The organism is Sphingosinicella sp. BN140058 (genome assembly GCF_004135585.1).
Taxonomy (GTDB): Bacteria; Pseudomonadota; Alphaproteobacteria; order Sphingomonadales; family Sphingomonadaceae; genus Allosphingosinicella.
The window spans coordinates 3,787,992-3,803,995 of record NZ_CP035501.1 but is presented as its reverse complement, the minus strand read 5'-3'; the positions used below and the strand labels follow the sequence as shown (position 1 = coordinate 3,803,995).

General features: G+C 66.4%; 15 protein-coding genes. 8 read left to right on the top strand and 7 right to left on the bottom strand.

The genetic code is table 11. From position 1 onward, the window contains the following. The first annotated feature begins 27 nt into the window (after window positions 1-27). On the top strand, window positions 28-750 hold the full coding sequence (locus ETR14_RS17090; RefSeq protein ID WP_129386564.1) for a 3'(2'),5'-bisphosphate nucleotidase CysQ: 723 nt from the start codon (window positions 28-30) through the stop codon (window positions 748-750). Between the two features lie 146 nt (window positions 751-896). Next, complete coding sequence (locus ETR14_RS17085) at window positions 897-1,133, top strand: hypothetical protein (RefSeq protein WP_129386561.1); 237 nt, start codon at window positions 897-899, stop codon at window positions 1,131-1,133. 154 nt (window positions 1,134-1,287) lie between these two features. Here ETR14_RS17085 and ETR14_RS17080 read toward each other — a convergent pair whose 3' ends face one another. The 7 genes from ETR14_RS17080 to ETR14_RS17050 form a co-directional block, all read right to left on the bottom strand. Next, complete coding sequence (locus ETR14_RS17080; RefSeq protein WP_129386558.1) at window positions 1,288-1,680, bottom strand: hypothetical protein; 393 nt, start codon at window positions 1,678-1,680, stop codon at window positions 1,288-1,290. A gap of 184 nt (window positions 1,681-1,864) precedes the next feature. Further along, on the bottom strand, window positions 1,865-3,244 hold the full coding sequence (locus ETR14_RS17075) for a lipopolysaccharide biosynthesis protein (RefSeq protein ID WP_129386555.1): 1,380 nt from the start codon (window positions 3,242-3,244) through the stop codon (window positions 1,865-1,867). Between the two features lie 33 nt (window positions 3,245-3,277). Beyond that, window positions 3,278-3,853: a response regulator transcription factor gene (locus ETR14_RS17070; protein ID WP_165356491.1), complete on the bottom strand. Its 576-nt coding sequence runs from the start codon at window positions 3,851-3,853 to the stop codon at window positions 3,278-3,280. Between the two features lie 764 nt (window positions 3,854-4,617). Then, window positions 4,618-5,301, bottom strand: coding sequence for a PIG-L deacetylase family protein (locus ETR14_RS17065; protein ID WP_129386549.1), 684 nt, complete (start codon window positions 5,299-5,301; stop codon window positions 4,618-4,620). After that, window positions 5,298-6,212 carry a methionyl-tRNA formyltransferase gene (locus tag ETR14_RS17060; protein WP_243455560.1) on the bottom strand — a complete coding sequence of 305 codons (915 nt, stop codon included), beginning with the start codon at window positions 6,210-6,212 and terminating at the stop codon, window positions 5,298-5,300. Before ETR14_RS17060 ends, ETR14_RS17065 begins: the two co-directional genes overlap by 4 nt. Beyond that, window positions 6,184-6,780, bottom strand: a complete 597-nt coding sequence (locus ETR14_RS17055) for a sugar transferase (RefSeq protein WP_243455559.1) — start codon at window positions 6,778-6,780, stop codon at window positions 6,184-6,186. The genes ETR14_RS17060 and ETR14_RS17055 overlap by 29 nt, the downstream gene beginning before the upstream one ends. Window positions 6,781-6,783: 3 nt before the next feature. Next, entirely contained in the window at window positions 6,784-7,959 is a 1,176-nt protein-coding gene (locus ETR14_RS17050; RefSeq protein WP_129386546.1) for a glycosyltransferase family 4 protein, read from the bottom strand. Window positions 7,960-8,378: 419 nt separating this feature from the next. Here ETR14_RS17050 and ETR14_RS17045 point away from each other — a divergent pair, with 419 nt between their 5' ends. From ETR14_RS17045 to ETR14_RS17020, 6 genes are all read left to right on the top strand, one after another. Beyond that, the gene (locus ETR14_RS17045) at window positions 8,379-10,517 is read left to right on the top strand and encodes a nucleoside-diphosphate sugar epimerase/dehydratase (RefSeq protein WP_129386543.1); all 2,139 of its coding nucleotides are present in this window, start codon (window positions 8,379-8,381) and stop codon (window positions 10,515-10,517) included. Next, on the top strand, window positions 10,514-11,785 hold the full coding sequence (locus ETR14_RS17040) for a DegT/DnrJ/EryC1/StrS aminotransferase family protein (RefSeq protein WP_129386540.1): 1,272 nt from the start codon (window positions 10,514-10,516) through the stop codon (window positions 11,783-11,785). Before ETR14_RS17045 ends, ETR14_RS17040 begins: the two co-directional genes overlap by 4 nt. Continuing rightward, complete coding sequence (locus ETR14_RS17035; RefSeq protein WP_129386537.1) at window positions 11,782-12,645, top strand: sulfotransferase; 864 nt, start codon at window positions 11,782-11,784, stop codon at window positions 12,643-12,645. The genes ETR14_RS17040 and ETR14_RS17035 overlap by 4 nt, the downstream gene beginning before the upstream one ends. Window positions 12,646-12,761: 116 nt before the next feature. Next, window positions 12,762-13,340 (top strand): polysaccharide biosynthesis/export family protein, encoded by a 579-nt coding sequence (locus ETR14_RS17030; RefSeq protein WP_129386535.1) that lies wholly within the window; start codon window positions 12,762-12,764, stop codon window positions 13,338-13,340. A gap of 4 nt (window positions 13,341-13,344) precedes the next feature. Further along, window positions 13,345-14,577 (top strand): outer membrane beta-barrel protein, encoded by a 1,233-nt coding sequence (locus tag ETR14_RS17025; RefSeq protein ID WP_129386533.1) that lies wholly within the window; start codon window positions 13,345-13,347, stop codon window positions 14,575-14,577. Between the two features lie 79 nt (window positions 14,578-14,656). Further along, the gene (locus tag ETR14_RS17020; protein ID WP_129386530.1) at window positions 14,657-16,003 is read left to right on the top strand and encodes a polysaccharide lyase family 1 protein; all 1,347 of its coding nucleotides are present in this window, start codon (window positions 14,657-14,659) and stop codon (window positions 16,001-16,003) included. The last annotated feature ends 1 nt before the right edge of the window (window position 16,004 follow it).

Here is a 16,004-nt window from a genome sequence, read left to right as displayed (position 1 = left end):
TCCCTGTCGAAGCCTGGAGCGGCACCGATGAATGATGCAAATCTTGCCCGCACGCTCGCAACCGAGGCAGGCGCTCTGCTTCTCCAGCTCCGGGCGGAGGGGAAGCAGACCGGGAAGGCTCTTGGCAAGGCGGGCGATCTGCTGTCGAACGCCTATCTTCTCGAAGCCCTTGCCAGACATCGCCCGGGCGATGCGGTGCTCTCGGAAGAGACGGCCAGCACGGCCGACCGGCTGGCGAACCCACGCTGCTGGATCATCGACCCGCTCGACGGCACGCGCGAATATGGCGAGGGGCGCTCCGACTGGGCGGTCCATGTCGGCCTGGCGATCGAGGGCCGGGCAGCGGTGGGCGCTGTCGCCCTCCCCGATCTCGGCCTGACGATGGACAGCGGGCGCCCGCCATCGCTCCCGCAAAGCAATCGTGGACTGAGGATGCTGGTCAGTCGGACCCGGCCCGCGCCGGAGGCGCTGGCGGTAGCGACCGAGCTCCAGGCCGAGCTCGTGCCGATGGGCTCGGCCGGCGCGAAGGCGATGGCGGTGCTCCGCGGCGAAGCGGACATCTACCTGCACAGCGGCGGGCAGTTCGAATGGGACAATTGTGCTCCGGCTGCCGTTGCCGTCGCCGCAGGCCTGCACGTGTCCAGGCTGGACGGGTCCCACATGGCCTACAACAAGCCATGCCCGGAATTGCCCGATCTGCTGATCTGCCGGCATGACCTGGCCGAGCGGATCCTGTCCTTCTGCAGATGATGACGCCGACGCCGGCCGACGAGCGCCGTTTCGGCCCAAAGATCTACTCCGCAATCGCTGGCCGGCGCGAGAGATAGTGTTCGGAACGCGTGACGCCGCGGCTTAAGATTCGGGTGCGGCATCCGCCGCGACAGGAGGAACTTGCAATGAGGATGCTCAGAACAGTCGGATTGCTCGGGTTCGCCCTTGCTCTTCCGACCGCTGCGGCGGCGGTCGACGACAGCGTCATTTACGCCACGAAGCCGGAGTGCAAGGCAGCCCTTGCCGATGCCAGGGAGGAAGATCCGTCTTATTACATGCGCGAATGCCGTCCCGAGGGTGAGGGATGGAGCTTCCGGGTGAAGGATCGCGGCGACAGGTCCACCAAGGGCATGGGCAACTAGAACATGACTGGATCAGGCTCAGCCTGGTCCGATCATTCTCATGCCCTTATTCTAGGGCGAGCAGCCCGGGCTCCGGGCTCGAAAGCTGCGCGTCCGCAAGCAAGCGGCGGCCCGCCTGCATATCGGCCGGGCCGCCGCATGCGCCAATCCGTTTTCACTTCGGCTTCTTGCGCGTTCGGATTTCCGCCAGCGTCGCCTCCGCGCGCCGCAGCTGTAGGCGGGCCGATTCCACCCGGTCGCTGGCCCTGGCTTCCATTGCGCGATGCAGGTCCTCCCGGATCGCTGCGCGCATCGCCTCCGCGCCACCCTCCTGCAGGTCGTCCGCGAAAATCGATTGCAGCATCGCGTCGACGCTCTTGTGGCCCATGCGCGGAAGACTCATCAGTTCCGAGCGGGAGCGGGCAATCCCCTTCTCCCGAAGCAATGCCTTCAAGGCTTCGAGCGTGTCGGCGCGATCGCCATAAGCAGTGATCACAGCCACCGCGGTGCCCCTGCCGAATATCGAGCTCAACGGCTTGTACAGCGGGTGAAGCACCCTCCAGTTCATCGCGCAACGCTCCCGAACCTGCCGGACTCCGAGGCGCACCGCCTCCGCCGAACAGATTAGCGCGGCCGCGCACGCCGGCGCTGCGGAATATCGGCGAAATCGTGAAGCTTGCGAGGTAGGTCGAACGAACTAGTCGCGGGCTTGAACCCGAACGTGCGGCAGCACGCGCGACTTCAATCCGAGGCTAGCGGCCCGCTGCGGCAACCAGCGATGCCGGCACTTCCGGATGCCCCGCCCGCGATCCGCGCAGCCAGGCAATGTCGAGAATGACGGCCGTAAAGCCCGCCAGCGCGATGTGGGCGATGTTGGCACCGATGGCCCCGAGATGCGGGATGGCCAGGAAGCTCGTTCCAAGGAAGATGGCCACACCGACCGCGGAGACCGCCAGAACCAGGCCCGGACGATGCATTGCGAGCAGCGCCGACCGCGAGGGCGCGGCATGCATGGTGAGAACCACCGCCACCAATTGCGTCAACAGCAACGGATAGGCCGCCGCATAAAGGGCGCCTGGGCCGATCCTGATGATCCACTCTCCGAGCAGCCAGGCGGCCGCAAGACCGGCGAGGCCGACCCCCGCCAGTGCAGCCTGGGTCTGGAGCACCGTGGACCTGAACCGCTCCCGCTGCCCGCGTGCCCAGATGCGGGCGACATCGGGGTAGATCACGGCCTGGACCTGCGCTCCGACCTGCTGAGCGACCTTGCCGATGCGCTTGGCGAGATAATAGAAGCTCGCTGCAGCCGGGCCTGCGAGCGCGCCGACCAGCAGCGAATCGGCTTCCTGGGTGAGGGTGCGCATCGTCATCGACAGGTTGGTGGACCAGGCGAACGACATGAACCCGGGAAAGCTCGCGCGAAGGCCGCGCCAGCGCACGGAGAACGGCCCCGGTATTCCGAGGCTGCGCAACGCGCCGTAGCCGAGCCACAAAAACAGCAGGGATCCCGCGATCTGCGCGATCGTCCAGGAAAGGATGAACGCCGCGATGCCCCATTGCTGATGGGCACACAGCATCGCGAGACCGATGCGGAGGATGTTTGCGGCAAGCTGGCTGTAGGCGAGTATCCGGAAACGGCCTGCCATGCGAAGCGCTGCAGTCGGGACTCCGGTGATGTTCACGGCAAGTGCAGCCGCATAGATCGCGACCAGGCCCACATGGGCAGGATCAAGGCCGAACAAGGGGCCCAGCAGCGCCGCCCCTCCCCAGGTGACGAGTGCGGCCAGCAGGGCCGTCGACACGTCGAGCATCAACCCCAGAGCGTAAAGGCGGCCGAGCCGCTCGCGGTCCGGCTCGCCCTCCTCGAGCGCCGTGTACCGGATCAGCGGCTGCCACGATTCGAACCTCAGGACACGCTCGACCGTACGGCCATAAGCGAGCACCAGCACCATCACGCCATAGATTTCAGGGCCGAGCGCGCGCGCCGCCACGGCGACGCTCACAAGCATGATCGCCGCGTTGCCGAAGCTGCCGGAAAGCAGGTGCCCGATATTGACGAGCCGCTGCGTCAGGCTCTGTACCTGAAGGTCCTGTGGCACGGGCGGAGCATCGGGTACGGACGATCCCGCCATGGCTCACCTCCTCGCGATGTCCCGCTTTTCCGCTCAGTGGGCCGCGATCGCGAGCTGGGGCAGCGCCTCATGCGCGAAGACCTGCGGCGTCAGCGCAGTGAACTCGATCGCCTCGGACTCCAGCCATGGGCCCATTTGCTGGGCGTTGAGCGTGATCCCCTCGAGGCCGCGATTGACCGCCCAGATCGCCGCCTGGGTCCTGTTGTGGACGCGAACCTTGCGCAGGATCGCCTTCACATGGACCTTTACCGTCGCCTCGCTGATGTCGAGCACGCGCGAGATGATCTTGTTGGGACAGCCCATGATCAGGCAGCGCAGGATCTCGGTCTCGCGATCGGAGAGCTGAGCGCTGTCGATCGTCTTCTGGACCGCATCGCTTGCCGCCGCCGGAGCGTGGGCCGGCAATTGCTCGGCCAGCTGGGAGGGAAGGACTTTCTCGCCGGTCGCGGCCAGCTTCAGCGAGGCGATCAACGGCACCGGCGTGATCTCCTTGACGATATAGCCGCTCGCGCCCTGCCGGAAGGCGGTCAGCATCGTTTCGAAATCGAATTCGTCGGCGAGGAGAACGATCCTCGCACCCGCGACGTGTGCCTGGATCGTCTCGATCATTTCAGGCTCGCAGCCATTCATTCCCACGTCCGCGACGACCAGACAATTTTCGAGGCCGCACAGGGCGTCGGCCGAAGACCTTAGCTCCGATGGCCTCGCCGCCGATGCGCGAACATCGAATCCCTGTTCCGCCAATATCCTGCAGAGTCCCTCACGGGTGAGTGCATTGCGACCGACAAGTGCGACATTGATCGAGTCTGGCATCTTTACCCCCTCTTACCGACTGACCACTTCACGATTCACCGCGCAGTTCTATGCCGCGCTCGAGGCGTGAAGGGCTGATTGTTTGGATAAGCGAAGCGAACTCGCAAGACCGTCGTGCCGCTGGAATCGACATCGATCTTGTGCAGCAATAGTACCAGAGGGCAGGCCACGTGTCCAATCACGGAAGTGCCTACCTCGAAAGGGCAGTCGTTAAAAAAGGCTTACGCCTGCTTTTCGGAGCTTTTCGGCTATTGTTGCGGAGGAGACATGTCATGCAGGGCCGACTCCTCACCCAAAAGGCGTAGTCACAGCCGGAACGTTTGCTGGCTGTTATAACGGCATGTTACCCGGCGGCAGCGCCCCGACGGGCGCGACTCGCGTCGCGGCGCGAAGAAAAATGCGCGCGCGCGACTCAATCGAGCGCATGTGGACCACTCCGGTTTACAAGCTCAACATGGCCAATAAAAGTTATTAACAGTCGATCCAAATAAAGCGTCCTGCTCGAGACCGCTTCCCTGGAAGTACCGCCGGCGATCGGCAGCCGCCAACGGCACCTTTCTTCAGCATATTCCGCGGATGAGCACATAGGCCTCGGCGGCCGCACGATATACGGCCGCGCCGCGCATCATCGCCAGCGCACGGATCGCCTCTAGGGAACGCTCGTCCGGATAGGCCTTGAGCTGAGAGCGGAACTGCGAGAAGGCCGCGAGCTTCGCCTCCAGTTCGGCGGTGATGTCGACGAAGCAATTCGGCGTGAACGGTGGCGTGATTCCCGGCGCCCACCAGTTGGTCTCCGAGAGCGTTTCATAAGCGAGGACGCGGGCGGGCGCCGAGGGCCCGCGTGGACGTGCCCAGACGAGCGCCGCGTTGAACACGAGCTGGTGGTCGACATGAATGTCGCCGATGAACGGCACGAGCAGGGTGTCCGGACCGATCTCGCCGAGGGTCTCGCCAAGTTGCCCGTTGAGATCGCTGATCGGGACCTGGTCGAGCTCGGCCGCAGGCAGATCGAGATGATGCGTGCGCGCGACTCCGAGGGCCTCGTGGGCGCGCCGGGCCTCGTCGCGCACGGTCGAGACCATCTCCTCCGGAAAACGTGGGCTATAGCCTTTGGTGACGATGACGACATGGACCTCCGCACCCGCCTTTGCGAGCCGCGCCATCGTCCCGCCACATCCGAGGACCTCGTCGTCCGGATGCGGTGCGACGATCGCGATCCGCCGCCAGCCATCGAGCGCGTTCATGCCGGCCGCCCCAGCACGGCATGGAGCCGGGGCGCCTTGCCGGTCTCATGCTCCCAGGAGGTGACCGTCAAGGCGCCCTGGTCGCCGCAGAAGATCGTGAATCCCGCGGCATCGATTGCCACGACCTGGCCCGGTACGGCACGGCAGCGTTCGCCAAGTCCTGATCGTTCAGCGGCCCATAAAGTCAGCCGTCCGGCTCCGGATGTCGTGAAGGCACCGGGATATGGCCGACCGACGGCCCGGACTAGGCGCTCGATCTCGTCGGCCGGCCTGCGCCAATCAATCTCCCCGTCGGCCGCGGTCCTCCGGGTCGTCCAGGTGGCATAATGTTCATCCTGGACGTCGCGGCGCGCCGTGCCTGCGCCGAGGTCCGCCAGGGTCCGCCGCATCATCGCCGCCAGGGCCTTCATATGCTTCCGGTAAAGCGATGCGGCCGTTTCGGCACAAGAAACGTGGAAGAATTCCTGGTCGAGGATCGCACCGCTGTCGACGCCCTCGTCCATCCAGAACAGGGTTCCGGCCGTGATCGGCTCCCCGGCCAGGATCGTCCAGGGGATCGCCGCACGGCCGCGCATGCGGGGCAGTGCCGCGGGGTGGTAGCCGATCACGCGGCCAGGGCAGATCGCCATCAGCTCGGGCTTGCAGATCTGCGACCAGCCGATCACGAAGATGTAGTCGGGTTGAAACCGGGACAGGCGCGCCAGCGCCTCCGGGTCGTTGATGCCGCGGACGGCGACGAGCTCGGCACCCGCCTCCACGGCGATGGGCGCGAGGTCGTAAAAGTCCGAATGCCGCCCGGCGAGGAGCGGGTCGAGCGTGAAGATCGCCGCCAGAACCCAGTCCGGAGCCGACGCGATCGCCTCCGCGGCGATGAAGCTGCTCTCAACAGCCCCGATGATGACCGCCCGCAATGGCTTTCTCCAGATTGGTGTCGTTGCGCCGCTCGCCAAGGATCATCACGCCGATCGTCCGCACCAGGATCGCGAGATCGCGCACGAACGACCGGTTGGCGACGTACCAGAGATCCAGCTCCAGCTTTTCCTCGGACGTGAGCAGGGTGTTGCCGTTGACCTGCGCCCAGCCGGTCAATCCGGGCCGGACGCGACCGCGCGCGATCCCGCCGGCGCCGAATGCCGCGATCGTCTCCGGAAGCAGCGGCCTTGGACCGACAAACGACATCTCCCCACGCAGGATGTTGATCAGTTCGGGAAGCTCGTCGAGCCTCGTTCGCCGGAGCAGGTGTCCAATGCGTGTCACGCGCCGCGAATCCGGCAGGAGCGTACCGGAGCCGTCGCGCAGGTCCAGCATCGTCCTGAACTTGAGGATCTCGAACGCGGCGCCGCCGAGCCCGGCGCGCGTCTGGGTGAAGAAAATCGGCCGGCCCACGCTGAGCCGGACGGCAAACGCAACCAGCGCAGCCAAGGGCGCGGCCACCAGGCCGACGAGGAGAGCGAGGAGCATTTCGGCAAGGCGCGACATCGATCAGGCCTCGACTTCCGCCGGAACCTGATCGCGCAGGTGCGATCGCCCCCGCCCAACCGTATGCAGCCCCATCGCGCGAATGAGCAATGCATTGACCTTGCGCACGTCATAGCGGGCGGTCGCCGCTTCCCGTGCCGCCGCCGCCATCTGCTCGAGACGCTTGCGGTCTTCAACGATGCGCAGCATCGCCGCCGCAAGCGTCTCCGGCGATCGTGCCGGCACCAGGAAGCCGGTCACCCCGTCGGTGATGGCATCGCGACAGCCGGGCAGGTCGCATGTGATCACCGGGCGGCCGCTCGACATGGCTTCGAGGATCGTGCGCGGCAGACCTTCCCGGTAGAAAGACGGCAGTACGAACGCGTGGCATTGTGCGAGATAGGGACGGACATCCCGCGTTTCCGGGATATGCTCGATCAGACCCTCCCGCGCCCAGGCCTGCACATCCTCGTGCGAATAGCCGGTCGGATTCTCGGTTTCGGGACGTCCGAGCAGCATGAAACGCGCGTCCGGCAGTGACGGGCGCAGCCTGCGTGCCGCTTCGATATAGTCGCCGACGCCCTTGTCGCGCATCAGGCGCGCCATCATCAGGAAGCAAGGCGGTCCCTCGGGCAGCCTCGCCATCGTATAATGGCCTGTGTCCACGCCCGAGCCGGGCACCTGCAGGACCCGATGCTGCGGGTCGATGATGCCATGCTCCAGCATCATCCGACGATCGTCGTCGTTGAACACGAAAATCGTCTCCGCACGCGCGACTCCGGCGCGATATAGGCGCGACACGAGCTTGCGAAGCCAGACACGGCGGTCGGCTGCCTCGCTATAGACGTAGCCGAGGCCGCTCATCACGACATGGAAGCGCACGGCGCGCAGTCGAGCGACGAGGCCCCCATAGATGATCGGTTTCTGGGTATAGGCGATGATCGCGTCAGGCTTCTCGTCGACGCAAAGCCAGGCATAACGCGCCAGGGTTGCGAGGTCGCGCAAGGGGTTGAGGCCGGCGCGTGCCATCGGCGTTTGGCGGTAGCGCGCGCCCATCTGCTCCAACGCCCGGATCACCTCGGCATCGACGTCCGGGGCGCAGGCGACAACCTCATGGCCGGCCTTCACCAGCTCTTCGAGGAGTTTTCCACGAAACCGGACCAGCGACATCGCCAGGCTTGCCAGAACCACTATCTTCATGATCAGCCCTTCATCCGCCCCCCGGCCTGGCGCCATCGGCGATGCCGCGGCCGCCGGCAGCGCCGGTTTCCCTTTTCTACGGGTGCGTGGGCTGCGACGGGCCTGCCATTCCGAGCATCATGCGAAAGAGTTAGGGCCTGACGCCGATGCCGTTCGCGCGGCGCGATCGGGCTGTCCCCGACGCGCCTGACGGGTGCGTCTTCTGCCCGGTCGCGCCCGCCGATACCCCGAAAGAGGTAGCGCAATCGCCATCCGGTAGGCGGAGCGGCCGATCCGCACGATAACGGCTAGTGGCTGAATGGTGGACTTAATCCACGGCACGCTTTGGCATTCTGCGCCGCGAAAGAGTCGGCACGACGGGCGCATCGCCCGTGATCGATCCGTCTGCTCTTCGACGTGATGAAGGAGGAGCTGTCTCCATGGCGAAAGAATCTGGCTTCGGCCCGGCAACGACGCCGGCGCCCCGCCCTGCCAGCGAGAGAGCGCCTCGAGCCGCCGGGCCGACCAGGGCGGGCGGCCTGCTCCCCCGCTCCGGCGCCGGGCTGCTGCGCCTGTTCGCGGTCGCCGGTCTCGATGCGGCGGCCGTCACGCTCACCTTGCTGCTCGCAGTCGCGCGGGTCGACGGCGACGCGCCCCGCGCGGTGCCGGCCTCACCCGGAGCGCTCGCCTTGTTCGCCGTGCTCGCCGTGACCGCCTTCTTCCTGTTCGGCCTATACCAGCGAAGCTGGCGCTATCTGAGCTCCGAGGATTGCATCTTTCTCGGCGCCGTCGTCGTCAGCGGCCTCGCCCTTCCCTGGGCGATCCGCCTCTATCTTTCCCCCTCGACGTTCAACGATACCAGCCTCCTGCTGCCCTCGATCCTGGTGCACGTCATTCTTCTCACCGGCGTGATGGGTGCGATGCGGATCTGCCGGCGGACGATCCGCGAACGGTGGCGAGCCAGGGCGACGCGCCAGGCTGTCGCGCTGCAGCGCCGCCGCGTGTTGCTCGTCGGCGAGCTGGACTGGGCCCGGGCGATCATCGAACTGGCCCGCGCGGACGCGACCTGCACGTTCGAAGTGGTCGGGATCCTGACGGAGACTCCCAACGTCGGTCGACTGAGGATCGGGGGCGTCAAGGTTCTCGGTGCAACCGATCGGCTGCGGCCGGTGGTCGGCGATCTCGCCGCCAGAGGCAGTCGGCCGGAAGCGATCATCGTCCACGAAGACAGCGAACGCTCGCAAGCGGCGCTCGCCCGCCTGCTTCCTGCCGCGAACGATCTCGAACTCACCATCGGCCGCATCCGCAACCTTTGGGGCGGACCGGGTGGGGACGCAGGATCCCACCTCCAGCTCGAGCAACTGCCTCTCGCCGAACTGCTGGGACGGGCAATGGTCGAACTCGACAAGGGGCCGGTCGAGCGGACCCTTGCGGGCCAGCGCATCCTCGTCACTGGCGCAGGCGGAACGATCGGCGGCGAGCTGGTACGCCAGATTGCCGGGTTTCGCCCGGCCGAGATCGTGCTTCTCGATCACTGCGAATACAATCTCTACGCCATCGACATGGAAGTCCGGGAAAAATTTCCCGAGGTCACCTTCCATTCCGAGCTCTGCTCCATTCGCCAGATGCCGGCGCTGCGGAAGGTGTTCGACCGGCACCGGCCGCAGCTCGTCTTCCATGCCGCGGCCTTGAAGCATGTCCCGATCGTCGAGGCGAGCCCGTGCGACGGCGTCCACACCAATGTCCTTGGAACCCGAAACGTGGCGAATGCCGTCTGCGAGTTCGGGGCCCGGGCAATGGTCCAGGTCTCCACCGACAAGGCCGTCAATCCGGTCGGCATGATGGGTGCGACCAAGCGGCTGGGAGAACTTTACTGCCAGGCGCTCGACCTGATCGGCTCCGCCGACCTGGACAGCCCCCGCTTCATGACGGTCCGCTTCGGCAACGTGCTCGGCTCCAGCGGATCGCTGATCCCCCTGTTCAAGAAGCAGATCGCCCAGGGCAAGCCGCTGACCGTGACCCATCCCGACATGGAGCGCTTCTTCATGACCGTCGAGGAAGCGGTTCAGCTGGTTCTGCAGAGCAGCACCCGGACGATGGAGCTCCAGGGAAGCCGGGGAGCGATTTTCGTTCTGGACATGGGTTCCCCGGTCAAGATCATGGACGTCGCCAAGCGGATGCTGCGGCTTGCCGGCCGACCGCTCGATGACGACGCGATCCGGGTGGTGGGTCTGCGCCCGGGCGAGAAACTCTACGAGGAATTGTTCGACGCGTCCGAGGAGCGGGTCCCGAGTCAGATTCCGGGCGTGTTCGAGGCACGTCCCTGCCCGCTGCCGCTCGACCGCCTCGTTCTCGGCTTCTCGCAGCTCGAACAGCATATCAAGGAGGGCGATGTCGAGGCGCTCCGGGCGCTGACGCTCGCACTGATCGAAGCGCCCAAGCATGCCGCCTGGGATCCTGCCCTGCTCAGGATCATCCAGGAATCCAAAATGTACCCGCCGTCCGAGCAGGACCTGACCGGCGGTCCCGGCACCCAGCCGGCAATTCCGCTCAAGAGATATCCGGGGAGGAAAGCATGATCAGTCCCTACGCCACGCTCGACGCGGCGGGCGCCACCCTCGCACTTGATCCGGACGCCGGGCGGAGCGGAGCTTCCGTGGGCAAGATCGCCTCCGGCTGGCCCCGCCACGATGCGGACGAGATCGCGGCGGTACAGCACGTGCTGCAAAGCGGGCGGGTCAATGCGCTCGTTCATGGCGAGGAGACCCGCGCGTTCGAACAGGAGTTCGCGGCCTTTTGCGGCGCGCCTTTGGGTATCGCGGTGGCGAATGGAACGCTGGCCCTCGAGCTTGCGCTTCGTGCCCTCGGCGTCGGTCCGGGCGACGAGGTCATCGTTCCGGCACGAAGCTTCTTTGCCACGGCGGCCTGTGTGGTCGCAGTGGGCGCGGCCCCGGTCTTTGCGGACGTGGACCCGGTCAGCCAGACGATCGACCCGGCTTCGGCGGCGCAGCTGGTCAACGCTCGGACGCGGGCCATCATCTGCGTTCATCTCGGCGGCTGGCCGTGCGCGATGGATGAGCTGCAGGCGCTCGCCACCACCCACGGGCTCGTCCTCGTCGAGGATTGCGCGCAGGCGCACGGCGCGACCTATCATGGCCGGAAGGTCGGCTGCTTCGGCGATGCGGCCGCATTCTCCTTCTGCACCGACAAGATCATGTCGACCGGCGGCGAAGGCGGGATGCTGCTGCTCCGCGACGAGGCCGTCCATGCCCGGGCCTGGGCCTATAAGGATCATGGCAAGAGCCTGGCCAAGGTGCGGGCGAAGGCGCCTCCCGGCGCGTTCCGCTACGTCCATGACAGCTTCGGCTCCAATTTCCGGATGACGGAGATGCAGGCTGCGATCGGCCGGGTGCAGCTGCGCAGCCTGCCACTCTGGCTGGCGAGGCGTCGGCGAAATGCCGCCATCCTGACCGAGGCGCTGCTGAACGAGGCCGCTTTGCAGGTCCCGCAGGTCCCGGACGGGCTCGAGCATGCTTTCTACAAATTCAACTTCCTCGTCGATGCCGGTATCGCCGGGACTCCCTCCGATCCGAGCTTCCTGCGGAGCCTCATCGATCTCGGTGTTCCGGCAAGCGCCGGAACCTGCTTCGACATGTCGCGCGAAGAGGCGTTCAGGGCGGAAGGGTTCGTCAATCCGGTGCCGCTCGACGGTGCGGCCTCGCTCGCCGGCCGCAACATCTGCCTTCCCGTCGACCATACGCTCGGCGATGCCGACATGATCTTCATGGCGGCCGCCATCCTCAAATGCCTTGCCGCCAAATCCCGCTGCGTGGAGCTCGTTGGATGACCGACACTCTCATTCTGCCCGACTTCGTGATCATTGGTGCGGTGAAAGGCGCAACGACCTGGCTGCACGGCCAGCTGCAGGCCAATCCCGGCGTCTACCTGCCCGACCCGGAGCCCCATTTCTTCAGCCGCGACTATCAACGCGGGTTCGCCTTCTACGCGGACTTCTTCAGGGGCGCGGCGCCCGGCCAGCTGCTCGGCGAGAAGTCGGCGGATTATCTGGCGCACCCGCAGGCACCGGCCCGCCTCGCCAGGGCGCTGCCCGGCGTTCCGCTTGTGGTCCAGCTTCGCAACCCCGTGGAGCGCGCTTATTCGGACTACAAGATGCTGTACCGGAGAGGCACGATCCGGGGCGGGCCGGAGCTTCACCTCACCCCCGCGAATCGCGACCATCGCCGCTTTCTGGAAGACGGCCTCTACGCGAAGCATCTGAGGCGCTGGTTCGACCATTTCCCGAGGCACCAGATCAAGGTGTTGCTGTACGAGGACGTGCGGAACAGTCCGGAGGACACGGTGCGTTCCGTCTGCCGGCACATCGGAGCCCCGGAAGTCTATTCCCCGTCCTCCGGCGCGCGCCGCTTCAACGATGCTTCCGAACGCTTCCTGCCGCTGGGCATGCGCCGCCTCCTCAAGCCGCTGAAGGGCGCCGTGAAGCCGTTGCGGAACAACGCCATGTTCACGAGGGTCCGGGGGCTTCTCGCCCGGGAAATCGCCTATCCCCCGCTCACCCCCGTCCTCCGTCAGGCCCTGATGGATTATTATGCGGACGACGTCGTCCAATTGTCCGAGCTCATCGGGCGGGAACTCGGCCCCTGGGTCGGGATCGACCTCGCCCCGCCCCGTCGGGCGGCGGCAGGCTAGCCATTTCGAGGCAGGCGGATGCTCCTTTTGGTCAGACCAGGGACCGGAATCCCCAGCCCGAATCGGCGGCGCGGGGTCTAGTCTTCTAGGCGCCCGATCCGAGTTGGAGATGTCAGATGCCCGGTCCAGGTTTGAAAGTCCTTTGTGCCGCGGCACTGTTGCTTGCCGCTTCCTGTTCGAGCGGCCTTGGCGACCTTCCGCAGCTCGCCGGTGCAGAGGCGGCCGAGTTCCGGCTTGGCACCGGCGACGAGCTTCGGATCGTCGTGCCGGGCCTGAGCGGCACCGACCCTACAGGCAATACCACCTATGCGATCAACGACCGCGGCGAGCTTTCGCTGCCGGTGCTTGGCGCGGTACCGGCGGCCGGCCTCACCGTCAGCGAACTCGAGAAGTCGATCGCCGCTAAGCTGGTCGCAGGCGAATATCTCGTTGCACCGAGCGTCAGCATCCAGCCGGTCAAGCTGCGGCCGGTCTACGTCACCGGAGAGGTCCGGAATCCGGGCGAATATCAGTTCCGCCCCGGCATGGCGGTGCTCGCCGCCGTCTCCGCCGCGGGCGGCTACACCTATCGCGCCGTCCAGGGGCGGGTTGCGATCACCCGGGTGGTCGGCGGACGGCCGGTGACCACGCGTGCCTCGGATACCTCCTGGGTGATGCCGGGCGACACGATCGTTGTCTACGAGAAGTGGTTCTGAGCGGATGAAGCGCGTCACCGGCCCGCTCGCTCTTTCGGCTGCCACGCTCGCCCTGGTGGCACCCGCGCTCGGCGATGCGCAGGAGCTCAGCCGCGCAACGCCGGTGATCGGCACCGCCGAGAGTGATTATCCGCGCACGCCGGTGACCGTGGGCGACACCCGGCTTTTCTTCAACGGCGACGTTCGCCTCGAATATGACAGCAATGTCTATGCCCAGTCGCACGATGTCACGTCCGATTTCAAGGTCGTCATCGCGCCGGCCGTGACCGCGGTGCTCGACAAGGATCGCTATCGGCTGACCGGGTGGGCCAATGCCCGGGCGGAGCGCTTCTTCGACGTCACCACGGAGGATTCGACGGCGGCAAGCATCGGCGCGACCGGCGAGTTCCGGCTGCGGGCGACCGACTCCATCACTGCTCTGGCTTCCTACGAACGCGCGGTCGAATCGCGCGGCGATCCCGAGGCGCGCACCACGCCGACCACCGGCCCCCGGCTGATCGACATCTCGCGTGCCGAGTTCGGCTATAACCGGACGGGAACCCGGATCGGCTTCCGGATTCGCGGGACCGGCGCCCGCTTCGATCATGTCAGCGCGGTCGATCGCGAGCGCGACCATGACAGCCTCTCGCTCAGCGGCCGGATCCGCTACCTGCTGAGCGATCTCAGCAGCGCCTTCGCGGAGCTGTTCTACAATCGCCGCGACTTCGCGCTTGCCCGGGACGCCAGCGGCGTCGATCGCGATTCCGCGACCACCGGCGGCAGGATCGGGATCGCGATCGATCCGGGCGGCGTGCTCCGGGGGGAAGCCGGAGCCGGCATCTTCAGGTTCAATCCCCAGGATCCTACGCTTTCCGCCCGGACGGGCTTTTCGGCGCAGGCCGCGCTCATCTACCAGCCGCGGGCGCGGCTCGCTTTCACCCTCGACGGCTTCCACGGAGACGCTGCCACAGTCCGCAGCGGCGCTTATGCGCGGGAGGACACGCGTGTGCGCCTCGGCATCCAGCAGGAGGCCCGGCGCAACCTCCACTGGCAGGGTGGCCTCGTCTATCGCCGATCGGCATTTCTTGGCACCAGCGTCGTCGAGAAGACGCTCGGCGGCTATGGCGAGGTCGAATATCTCGTCAACCGCCGCGTCGCAGTCGCGCTCAGCGGCCGCTACGCCGACCGCGAAAGCAGCCGTCCGGGCGATGACTTCGAGCGTTTCCGCGGCGCGCTCGAGCTCAGGCTGCAATTCTGAGCGCGTGATGCCGAGCCGCCCCGCCCCTCATGCAGCCCTTCGCCAATCCCGCTATGAGCGGCCACTGCTTGCTCTCGCATTGGCCCTGCTGCCATCCTGTTCCGAGCCGACCGAGGCCGCGGCGCCGCCGCCCCCGGCACCAGTTTCCGGCGAGCTCGCCTTTCCCGGGGCGATCGGTCATGGCGCGACCAGCCGGGGCGGCCGCGGCGGCCGGATCCTCTATGTCGACAGCCTGACCGATCGCGGGCCGGGCACGCTGAGGCGCTGCATCGAGGAGGAAGGCCCCCGAGTTTGCGTGTTCCGGGTGAGCGGGATCATCCGGTTCGAAGGCGCCTCGCCGGCGATCAAGAACCCCTATCTGACCATCGCCGGACAAACGGCGCCGGGCATCGGGATCACCATCGCCAACAGCGCCGACGGTGCCGGCCGCACCCCGATCATCGTCAAGGGCACCCATGACGTCGTGATCCGCCACGTGCGGGTGCGGCTCGACACGTTCGGCCCCGATCCCGCCGGCGAGGATGCCTTCACCATCGAGAACAGCCGCAACGTCATTCTCGATCATGTCAGCGGCAGCTGGGCTCGCGACGAGCTGGTCAATCCCTATGGCGACAATGACCGGGTGACGATCAGCTGGTCGATCTTCGCGGAAGGCATACCGCCGCACGACAAATGCGCCTTGCTCGGCAGCGACCCGGACGGGCCGCAAAATGTCAGCTTCATCGGCAATTTGTGCGCGCACAGCGGCGACCGGAATCCCGACATCAATTTCGAGCCGCGATCCTGCGTCGAGGTGATCAACAACGTCTTCTACAATGCGAACTCCCAATTTGCCGAAGTCTGGGAAAGCTATGGCGGAACGCCGGTGGCCATCGCCGGAAATTACTTCCGCGGCGGCCCCAATACCGCGCGCCATGCGGTCGGGATCGATCGCGAGATCATCGGTGCCAAGGGCCTGTCCAGAATCTATCTCTGGGACAACCGCTTCGACGGCAAGTTCGTCCATACCTCGCCGCTGCTTGCGCCCGCCACGGTGGCGCAGCCGCCCTGTCCGATGACGATCGTGCCGCTGACGCCGGACCAGGCCTATGGGCGCGTGCTCGCCGGGGCCGGCGCCTTCCCGCGCGACGACATCGACAGGCGCGTGATCGAGGACGTGCGGACGCGGCGCGGCAGGATCAAGACCGCGCCCGGCTCGATCCCGCCGACGAGCGACGCCACCGCCCCGTATCCGGACCAGGACCGGGACGGCATGGCCGACGACTGGGAACGGCAAATGCGCACCGACCCGCAGCGACCCGATGCCTGGGGCGATGCCGACGAGGACGGCGACTACAATCTCGACGAATTCCTCGATCACCTTCACCGGCGGCTGACCGCCGCCCCGCCATCCAGCGCCCGACCCTCGCTTCAAGGAGATTCATGAG